Raw genomic sequence first — 9,997 nt, 5'->3', positions numbered from 1 at the left:
CTTTTTTATTTTATAAATTAGTTTCATAATTATTGGATAATATTGAAATACATGTTCAGTTAACCTGTTATTTTTCATTAAGCAGCCATGGACTTGGTTTGGCAATATAATAACCCTGAGAAAAATCAATATTATACTGCTGGACAGTTGTAAATACGGACTCAGAGTGGACAAATTCAGCAACTGTCTTAATGCCCATATCCTGGGCAAAAGCAACAATGCTTTTGACAATAGATTGTGAATTGGCATCCTGATCAATATTTCTAATGAGAGAGGCGTCAATCTTCAGATAATCAAAGTCAAGCGACAGAACATAGGCGAAGTTAGAATAGCCTGAACCAAAATCATCAACAGCTAATTTGCAGCCGGACTTTTTTAACGTTTTTAAAAATTGAACGGCAGCGGTATGATTCTCCAGACTGTGGTTTTCCAACACTTCAAAAGCCACTTTGTGGTTCATATTGTATTTTTCCAGTTGTTCTTGAATCATCGTGGTTGTCTGAAGGTCGAGCATATCTTCTACGTCGAGGTTGATGGATATTTCGTTAGGCAGGTCTTTAAATAGTGAAAAAGATTTCTGAATAATGGCTTTGGTAATAGCCGGATACTGTCTGGTGGCTTTGGCAAGATCGATAAACTGATAAGGGGAGATAATGGTTCCGTGATTATCGGCCAGCCGGGCCAGCACTTCGTAATGACGATTATTAGGATTCCGATGATCATATATTGGCTGAAAATATGGGATAATGCGGTCATATTTAATGGCTTCCTGCAGTAATTTCGCCCATTTAATATTATTTTGGTAGCGGGCATCTATGCCATCTGCTTCTCTAAAAAAGAGATAAGGTTTGCGCGCTGCACGGGCCTCACGCAAAGCGATATCAGCCTTGATAACCAGACTTTTTGGATCAACACTGGCCGCAAAGGCGATACCGGTAGTTACTCGTAACAAGACCTCCTGATGATTGCTTGAAAACCGGGTGGCAAGGATTGTTGTGGCAATATGTTTTGCCAGATGTTCAAAGTCATCTAAAATCATAGGCAGATTAGCAGCGGTTTGAGCATCAAGAAAAATTGCGTATTCATCAGCATGCATTTTATAAAGTGTATAGGCTGGATTGGGTAGAATGTCCAATAGCAGGCGCGCCAGGCTAACGAGAATGAAATCGCCTTCAGCATATCCGTAAAAATTGTTTATTTGCTCAAAGTCGTCAATATTAACAAGAGCCACAACAGGCACTTTGGATTTGGCAACATCCCGTAGCAAGCGTAAGCGATTAGGGAGGCTGGTCAGCGTGTCGGTATACAGCAGCTTGACAAGTTGATCTTCCTGTTCTTTAAGCGCGTGCGTGCGGTCGGTAACCTTTTTCTCCAGTTTCTGATTAACGGTAATAAGCTCTCGTTCAAAGCGTTTACGTCCAGTAATATCTTTTATGCATGTGAGAATGCCGGTAAGTTTACGTGCTGGGTTTAGTAACGGTGTGGCTGTTAGTATACAATCTATTTCGTCTCCGGCACAGTTTTTTAAAGTAACATCACGCTCAAGACCTTGTAGCGATTCTGCGATTTGAAGCATAGGGCAGGATGGGGTTTGGCAACACGGATCAGGTGTTATCATATAGCATTTTTTACCAAGCGCTTGTTCCCGAGTGAAGCCGGTCATTGCAGTAAAGGCATCATTCACTCTGAGTACAGTGAAATCACGGGCAATAACACACATGCCGTCAGCAGCAGAATTAAATATCTGTTGAAATTCGTCAAGGTTAGAGTCTAGTTGAGTCACACCCGGATTTACCTCCTAAAAATTCTTATACAATTTTATCATAACATTGGTACTAATTTGACTATATAGGACTTTGGTCCTGAAGGGGAATTTATAGCAGGCAGGAGTTAATGCAGCTGCTGTTGAAAATATCAGCAATATAATTTTTGCGAGGTTATTTGATGATTTACATTAATGGCTTAATAAAAAAATTCGGTGAACGTATAGCCGTAAATAACCTGAATCTAAAGATTGCGCAGGGGGAAACCTTCGGTTTGCTTGGTCCTAACGGCGCCGGAAAAACTACAACAATACGAATTCTGACCATGCTTACCCGGCCAACAGCCGGCGATATTAGTATTAACGGTTGGCGGCTGCCGCTAGATGAGCTGGCAGTCAAATCAGTTATTGGCGTTGTACCGCAGCATTTAAATCTTGACATTGACTTGACTGCCAGGGAGAACCTTGATTTACATGGGCGCCTGCACCATATGCCCAACGCCCTAAGGGAACAGCGGATCAAAGAATTGCTGGATTATGTCGAGCTTACAGAACGCGGTAATGATATGGTGAATACTTTCTCAGGGGGTATGAAACGGCGGTTGATGATCGCCCGGGCACTCCTGCACAGGCCGCAGGTGTTGTTTTTGGATGAACCCACCGTTGGGCTTGACCCTCAGGTAAGACGCCGGCTGTGGGATCTTATTCGCCGGATGAATTCTGATGGATTGACAGTTCTCCTGACTACCCACTATATTGAAGAGGCTGAGAATCTCTGTCAGCGAGTTGCCATCATGGAAAAAGGTCAATTAATTGCACTCAACAGTCCAAGGGCGCTCTGTGAGCGTTTAGGCAACTACGTAGTGGAGTGGACTGAGAGCGAAGGTACGCAGTATCGTTTCTTTACCAGCCGGAGTGAAGCTGCGGCATTTGCTGGGACATTGGCAACAAATACAACACTGCGCCATACCAATCTGGAGGATGTATTTGTTGAATTGACTGGTCGGCGTGTCAGCAGTTAAAGGAGTCGACGTTATGGAAACAGCCGGAGAAATCATGAAGGTGCTTGCCGCTGCGGGGTATGAAGTATATATAGTGGGCGGTGCAGTGCGGGATATAATTCGGGGTATAGAGCCTGTTGATATTGATTTGACTACAAGTGCAATTCCGGCTGAGATCATTGCTATTTCAGTACGCCAAGGCTGGCGGGCTATCACTGTGGGGGCTGCTTTTGGGGTGGTTATTATTGTAGCTAATGAGCGTAACTATGAGGTAGCGACATTTCGTTGCGAACGCTATGGCGCTGACAGTCACCGGCCAGAAGCTGTTGAATTTGGGGTGAACCTGGCTGAAGATCTGGCCAGGCGCGACTTTACGATCAATGCAATGGCTATGGGGACTGATGGCAGGATTGTCGATCTGTTTGGGGGACAGCAAGATCTGGCAGCCAAGCTGATTCGCACAGTGGGTAATCCCCATAACCGGTTTGCCGAGGATGGTCTGCGGATGTTTCGGGCCGCCCGCTTTGCCGCCCGTTTTGGTTTTACCATCGAAAGTGGTACAATGGCTGCAATTTCAGCCAATCTGGGCCGGGTAAATGGGTTGTCAGTGGAGCGGGTGCGGAGCGAAATCGAAAAAACACTGCTGGCTGACTTTGCCTCACTGGGTCTTGAGGTACTGCGTAAAACCGGGTTGCTGGGAGCTGCCTGCCAGGCCAAAGAACAGGGGCGGACATATAGTATACCGATTCTACCGGAGCTTGAGCACCTAAATGAATTACCACAAAACCCGAAATATCATCGGTACGATGCTTGGCGTCATACGCTTGCCACTGTTGAATTGATAGCGCCGGAGCCCAGCCTGCGCTGGGGTGCGCTGTTGCATGATGTTGCGAAAGGCTGGCCGGGAATAAGGACTGTGAATCGAGAGGGCCAGCCGTCTGATCCCGGCCACGATAAGGCTGGGTCACAGACAGCTATAGCTATCCTGGCAAGATTACGGGTAGAACGCCGGGTCTTTGAACGGGTGGGGTGGCTCATTCGCCAGCACCTGGTTTTCCCGGAAGCAGAGCGTAAAGCTGTATTAAGATGGCTCAAACGTCTGGCTGGTGATTTTAAAAGCAGCAGTCAATTCACTGCTGCTTTGACGCAGCTATTTATCTTACATCAGGCCGACCGGTTGGCCGGTCACACTCAACCTAAACTGGCCGGGCTGGAAACTGTAAAGGAAATCACCAGTAATCTTATGCAGGAAGTACCATTTTTCCCGGAACAGCTTAGACTGTGTGGCCAGGAGATTGCTGCCAAAATTGGCGGTGGTCCTGGTGTTGGCAGCTTTCAGCAGAATCTGCTGGAACGAATTCAAGCCGGACAACTAAGCAATACCCGTAATGCGCTGGTTGCTGCCCTTGACGCTCGTGTCCGGCGTATGGCTAAAAAACAGCCGGAACCTTTTTGAAAGTTTTTTGCCTGAGCACACTTGACTGCGGATGGCGTATAATGTATAATCAAAAACAAGTTAATTAGCTTAACATGATGAACAGGAAGTTAATTGGTTACAATCTTCAGAGAGCTGGCAGTTGGTGTGAGCTGGCGTGAGTAACAATTGATTCCGCCTGGAAGTGGCTGATGATGAATCTGACGGGGTCCGCCCGGTATAGCGGCAAAAGTTGGCCGGAAGGCAACATGGGTGGCAACGCGGGAAATAGCTCTCGTCCCTGTAGTGGGATGAGGGTTTTTTGTGTATTTTGAGATTGTTTATGGTTTAGCGGGGCACTGTGGATATTTGTCTCGCCTCATACATAATAGTACCATGTAGGGGCGAGCTTTTTATGAGGTGATTTTATGGAAATGAAGAGTAAAAGAGTATATAACTTTAATGCCGGACCGGCTGCGCTGCCGCTTACAGCGCTGCAGAAAGCGCAGGCAGAACTACTCGATTTTAATGGTACAGGCATGTCGGTGATGGAACTGAGTCACCGCAGCAAAGAGTATGAGGCAGTACATAACCGGGCAATCGAGCTATTAAGAGAACTACTGGCGATCCCGGCCGGCTATGAGGTGCTATTTCTCCAGGGTGGTGCCAGCCTCCAGTTTGCTATGGTGCCGCTAAACTTCTTGCCGGCAGGTGCAAAAGCCGGTTATGTTATGACCGGGGTCTGGGCCGAGAAAGCCTACGCTGAAGCGGAAAGGCTGGGCGAGGTATTTGTTGCTGCCTCAGCCAAAGCGGGCAATTACCGCAGTATACCGGCTGTTGATAAACTGCAATACGATGCTGATACAGCCTACCTGCACATTACCTCCAACAATACCATCTTTGGCACAGCGTGGCAGAATTTCCCTGACACCGGGGTCGTACCGCTCATTGCTGACATGTCCAGTGACATCCTGTCGAAACCATTTGATGTTAGCAAGTTTGCCCTGATTTACGCCGGAGCGCAAAAGAATCTTGGACCGTCCGGCGTAACTGTGGTTATTATTCGCCGTGATTTATTAGAAAAAGCTAATCAAAAAGTTCCGACTATGCTCCGCTATGGAACCTTTGCCAAAGATAACTCGTTGTATAATACGCCGCCCACGTTCAGCATTTACATGATAAAACTCATGCTGGAGTGGGTCAAAGAGCAGGGCGGAGCAGCTGCGCTTTACCAACAGAATCAACGTAAGGCAGCACTCATTTATGATGCCATCGATGCCAGTAACGGTTTTTACCTTGGCCATGCTCAGCCGGATGCGCGGTCACTGATGAATATTACGTTCCGCCTTGCCAATGAAGCGTTGGAGAATAAGTTCCTTGATACTGCGAAAAAGCTTGGATTCGTTGGTTTGGCCGGGCATCGTTCTGTGGGCGGCTGCCGGGCATCTGCCTACAATGCCGTGCCTTATGAATCCTGCCAGGCACTACGCGAACTCATGCTTTCCTTCCACAGGGAGAATGCATAAAACAGAGAGCGGTTGTTAAATATGACTAATATTAGTAGCTTAAGGAGGAAAACATGGCAATCACCCGATTTATACTAGTCCGTCATGGCGAGACTACCTGGAATAAAGAAGGCCGCTATCAGGGCCAGATTGATACACCGCTTACCTCGTTCGGCCGCGAGCAGGGGCAGCTGGCAGCTCAAGCGCTTAAGGATGTTCCAATTGATATCTGTTATGCCAGTCCGTTATCCCGAGCTGTAGATACAGCCATGATGTGTGTGGCTTCTCATGGGTTACCGGTCAATACCGATAGCCGGTTGCTGGAGATTCACCATGGCGAGTGGGAAGGACTTTTAAGTGATGATGTGGGCAAAACATACCCGGAACTTTTAGAACAGTGGAAGAGCACTGTAATAGGAGTTACCATGCCGGGACCGGGCGGGGAGGATATCACGACTGTTCGCGACCGGTCTATGGCGGCATTCCGGGAATTTGCTGAGAAGCATCAGGGTCAAACCGTATTGGTAGTGGCTCACGATGCTGTTAACAAGGCTGTACTGTGTGATATCCTGGATATTGACTTATCACACTTCTGGCAGATAAAACAGGATAATACCTGTATCAATGTGTTTGAGTATCAGGATGGCAAGTGGCGGCTAGTGCTGATGAACTCGACAACTCATTTAGGATTCCTATATAGCGGAATTGAGCAAAAAGGCTTATAAAACACGATCGGTCTTCTAGATGCCCCATAAATGGAGCATCTTAGAAGACCGATTTTGATTGCTCTGCCATATTTCATACATATATTTAAGCGGGACTATAAAGTACAAACAACCTTGTGGCTCTCAGCCAATGCCAGCAATAAATCAACGTGACTCTTAGGCGGAGGTTCAAGTTCGGTTAATGAATATCCCCAGCCAATACGCTCATATTTGGATATGCCATACTTGTGGTAAGGCAATATTTGTATTCTCTCTAAGTTTTTAAGACGTGTGGCAAAGCGGACAGTCTCGCCAAAGTCTTCAAGGCTGTCATTAAAGCCGGGGATAAGCGGAACACGAATCCGGATTGGTTTTTCCAGTTGATCCATGTGCTGGGCATTTGCTAGAATTGAGGCATTGCTTTCGCCGGTGAGCAACCGGTGTTCTTCAGCATTAACATGTTTTATATCCAGATAGATAATATCCATTAGTGAAATAGCCTCTGCAGCAGATTCCCAATGGAATAGGCCGCAGGTTTCGATAACCAAGTGTAGTCCCTGTTGTTTAAATCTCTTAGCCATGGCGGTCAGAAACTCCGGCTGGTAAGTGGGTTCGCCGCCGGTAAAGGTGACGCCGCCACCTGAGTTCTGGTAAAAGATCGCGTCACCCATCACGATATCACAGAGGTCTTCTACAGTGGCAAGCTGGCCAATCAGTTGTAGAGCGCCGGAGCAACAAGACCGGGCACAGGCCCCGCAGTGATTGCATAAAGTCAGGTTTACTTTCTCAATCAGGGTCTTGCCGGCAGGTCGTACCGCTTTCTCCGGGCAGGCTTTGGCACAACTACCGCACCGAATGCACTGCGACGGAAAGTATGTTATTTGCGGCTCTTTACGTACTGACTCCGGGTTCTGACACCAGGCACACCGCAGAGGACATCCCTTCATAAAGATCGCCGTTCGTATGCCAGGACCATCGTGAACGGTAAAGCGTTGAACGTCGAATATTAAACCTGTCACCGTAGCTTCCCTCCCTCCCGTTGCCGTAAAAACCAATATTTAGTTGACAGTTTTGGGAGCAGAAAAGAATCTGCTCCCAAAACTGTTTCTGTTACTAAAAATCGTGTTCAGTTCTGGCGATAATATCTTCTTGCAGGCTCCTGTCAAGCGAGGTAAAGAAGGCGCTGTAACCTGCCACCCGGACTACTAAGCTACGATATTGTTCGGGATTACGCTGCGCGTCCTCCAGTGTTTCTTTACTTATGACGTTAAATTGTACATGAAGTCCGCCCAGGCTGAAGTAACTCCGTATCAGGGCTGCGAGATTCCCTAGTCCGGTCTCACCTTTTAAGGCATTGGGAAGAAATTTTTGGTTGAACAGAGTACCGTTTGACGCAATTTCATGGTCAAGTTTGGCTACCGATTTAGCGGCAGCCGTCGGGCCTTTAATGTCCCGGCCGGATACCGGAGAAACACCATCGGCGAGCGGCGTGCCGGCAAGTCGCCCATCAGGTAAAGCGCCAACGACTGCGCCTAAGGGAACGTTGGCAGACACAGGGTATAGTCCAGCCTGGAATTGACCGCCGCGCGGGTTGGTATATTTTTCTACCTCTTCGCAATAGATGCGGGCAGCTAAGCGGGCAAGTTCATCAGCGGCATCATCATCATTACCAAACTTAGGCGCTTGGTTTAACATTATCTGACGTTCAGTTTCGTAGCCGGCCCAATTCTTATTGAGCGCATCGGCTAATGTTGCTCTGCTAACTATTTTTTCACCATAAACGAGTTTCTTTAATGCTACTAGTGCGTCGCCAACATTAGCTACCCCAACACCCTGCGGCCCGGTGAAGTTATAATGGGCGCCGCCTTCTTGCAGCGATTTGCCTTTGGCTACACAATCCTGAACCATAGAGGATAAGAGCGGTAGTGGGCAGATGCTGCCATGCGCAATATCGCAGCAGTTGTTACTAATAACCAGCAATTTAACAAAATACTCTATTTGATTGCGGTAAGCGTCCATAACCTTATCAAAAGTGGCCATTGTCGCGAGTGTTCCCGTCTTAAGGCCCAGTTGAACGCCGGTAACAGGATCAATACCGTCATTTAATGCCAGCTCCAGGCATTTTGCCAGACTAAAGAAAGCCGCGTCATGCCAACCTTCGGTTTTGCCGCCTTTTTGCGGTTCAACACAACCAATGACACAATAATCACGGGCATCCTCCAGCGATACTCCTCTGGCGGCCAGCGATGGAATGATAACATGATCGTTATACATCGCCGGCATGCCCAGACCCAGCGCAGCGACCGCACTGGACTTAATCAGGAATTTCTGCGGCGTACCCTGATGAAAGCGAATCGACAGTGATGGCTGCGGCAAACGAACATTTTCGGTAGCCTCCAGACATAAGTAAGATAATTCGTTAGTACTATCGCGGCCATCGGCGGTTTGTCCACCCACAATTAGGTTCTGGAACATGGGATAGCCGCCAAAGGCTTTAGTAGAAGCCTCGTCACGGACTTTATTAATCTCGTTGAATTTTACCCACAGGCATTCAATTAACTCCATTGCCTGTTCTGGTGTCAGTTTTCCTGACATAATATCTTTTTTGTAATAAGGATACATATATATATCAAACCGGCCGGGAGAAATAGAATGGCCATTTGATTCTAACTGAATGATCAGTTGGACAAACCAGAAGGACTGCAATGACTCGTAAAAGGTTTGTGCAGGGTTAGCAGGCACCTTGCGGCAGTTTGCGGCAATTGCCAGTAATTCCTGCTTGCGTTGGTCATTGGTCTCAGCCTGGGCTTGCTTCTCAGCTTCAGCTGCAAACCGGGCGGCAAAACTAATTGCGGCGTCACAGGCAATTTCAACTGCCTGCAAGAATTGTGATTTCTTTAAGTCTGCCGGATTGGTAAGATCAAGCGTAAGCTTTTCTTTGAGGACATCAGCCTTTATGCCCAAATAGCCTTTTTGCAGAACCATGCCATAGTCCACACAAATGTGGCCAACGCCGAGGAAAAAGTAGTTTCCGACCGTGAATACGCCATTGGCTTGGGCTGCTTTGGCGTCAGCAGGCATAAGATTAGAAGCATATTCCTGGGTTGTTTTACCTTGCCAATATTTAAAAACAGCGCTTAATTTTTCTTTGCACTCGTCAGAGATCAAAAACACATCACCGGCACGCTGGGCTAAACGGTCAAATTCAGCTTCGATCCAGGCAAACGAGAACTCAGGAAAAATCGGTGAACTGCGTGGCTTGGGCGTGTGATTACCGACAATCAGCTCATCCGGCTGAATGCGGATAACCATTTTTGCTAAAATTTTTTCAAGAGCCTTGGCTCGCCGTAAAATAACCGGCATCCCTTCCGTCTCTTTATACGATTCAGTGATTAGCTCGGCCCGTTCATAGCAAATTTCAGGAGTAATACTTAATAAACGATCTTTTAATAAACCAGCGCGGGACGAAATAGCCGAAGGAGTTGTTTGAGGTTCAAACTTGATCGCCGGACTTGCCATGTATCTTTACCTCCCTTAATACGATTTAGCTTAATTCTAACACTAAGGATAAAAAGTAATTTTGATTATTTTGACTTAATATTGGAATATAT

General features: G+C 47.1%; 7 protein-coding genes. 4 read left to right on the top strand and 3 right to left on the bottom strand.

Annotated elements, in window-relative coordinates; all coding sequences use genetic code 11:
• Window positions 1-67: 67 nt before the first annotated feature.
• A complete protein-coding gene (locus VN379_RS04935) occupies window positions 68-1,783 on the bottom strand; it encodes a bifunctional diguanylate cyclase/phosphodiesterase (RefSeq protein ID WP_325531400.1) in 1,716 nt (571 codons plus the stop codon).
• A gap of 161 nt (window positions 1,784-1,944) precedes the next feature.
• On the opposite strand from VN379_RS04935, the gene VN379_RS04930 reads away from it, so the two are divergent.
• The 4 genes from VN379_RS04930 (at window position 1,945) to VN379_RS04915 (ending at window position 6,407) form a co-directional block, all read left to right on the top strand.
• A complete protein-coding gene (locus VN379_RS04930) occupies window positions 1,945-2,784 on the top strand; it encodes an ABC transporter ATP-binding protein (RefSeq protein WP_325531398.1) in 840 nt (279 codons plus the stop codon).
• A gap of 13 nt (window positions 2,785-2,797) precedes the next feature.
• On the top strand, window positions 2,798-4,219 hold the full coding sequence (locus VN379_RS04925; protein ID WP_325531396.1) for a CCA tRNA nucleotidyltransferase: 1,422 nt from the start codon (window positions 2,798-2,800) through the stop codon (window positions 4,217-4,219).
• A 392-nt stretch (window positions 4,220-4,611) separates the two neighbouring features.
• Window positions 4,612-5,703, top strand: coding sequence for a 3-phosphoserine/phosphohydroxythreonine transaminase (gene serC, locus VN379_RS04920; protein ID WP_325531402.1), 1,092 nt, complete (start codon window positions 4,612-4,614; stop codon window positions 5,701-5,703).
• Between the two features lie 53 nt (window positions 5,704-5,756).
• Entirely contained in the window at window positions 5,757-6,407 is a 651-nt protein-coding gene (locus VN379_RS04915) for a histidine phosphatase family protein (RefSeq protein ID WP_325531394.1), read from the top strand.
• A 95-nt stretch (window positions 6,408-6,502) separates the two neighbouring features.
• Here VN379_RS04915 and VN379_RS04910 read toward each other — a convergent pair whose 3' ends face one another.
• On the bottom strand, window positions 6,503-7,405 hold the full coding sequence (locus VN379_RS04910) for a glycyl-radical enzyme activating protein (RefSeq protein WP_325531391.1): 903 nt from the start codon (window positions 7,403-7,405) through the stop codon (window positions 6,503-6,505).
• 94 nt (window positions 7,406-7,499) lie between these two features.
• The gene (locus VN379_RS04905; RefSeq protein WP_325531389.1) at window positions 7,500-9,905 is read right to left on the bottom strand and encodes a glycyl radical protein; all 2,406 of its coding nucleotides are present in this window, start codon (window positions 9,903-9,905) and stop codon (window positions 7,500-7,502) included.
• Window positions 9,906-9,997 lie beyond the last annotated feature (92 nt).

Source organism: Sporomusa sp., assembly GCF_035561255.1.
In the GTDB taxonomy this organism is placed as follows: Bacteria; Bacillota; Negativicutes; order Sporomusales; family Sporomusaceae; genus Sporomusa.
This window is presented reverse-complemented; position numbering and strand designations above follow the sequence as displayed.

What these genes read in the sequence shown, in the direction of transcription:
- VN379_RS04930 (WP_325531398.1), top strand. Translation starts at nt 1,945, where the DNA reads ATGATTTACATTAATGGCTTAATAAAAAAATTCGGTGAACGTATAGCC.
- VN379_RS04925 (WP_325531396.1), top strand. Translation starts at nt 2,798, where the DNA reads ATGGAAACAGCCGGAGAAATCATGAAGGTGCTTGCCGCTGCGGGGTAT.
- serC (WP_325531402.1), top strand. Translation starts at nt 4,612, where the DNA reads ATGAAGAGTAAAAGAGTATATAACTTTAATGCCGGACCGGCTGCGCTG.
- VN379_RS04915 (WP_325531394.1), top strand. Translation starts at nt 5,757, where the DNA reads ATGGCAATCACCCGATTTATACTAGTCCGTCATGGCGAGACTACCTGG.
- VN379_RS04905 (WP_325531389.1), bottom strand. Translation starts at nt 9,905, where the DNA reads ATGGCAAGTCCGGCGATCAAGTTTGAACCTCAAACAACTCCTTCGGCT.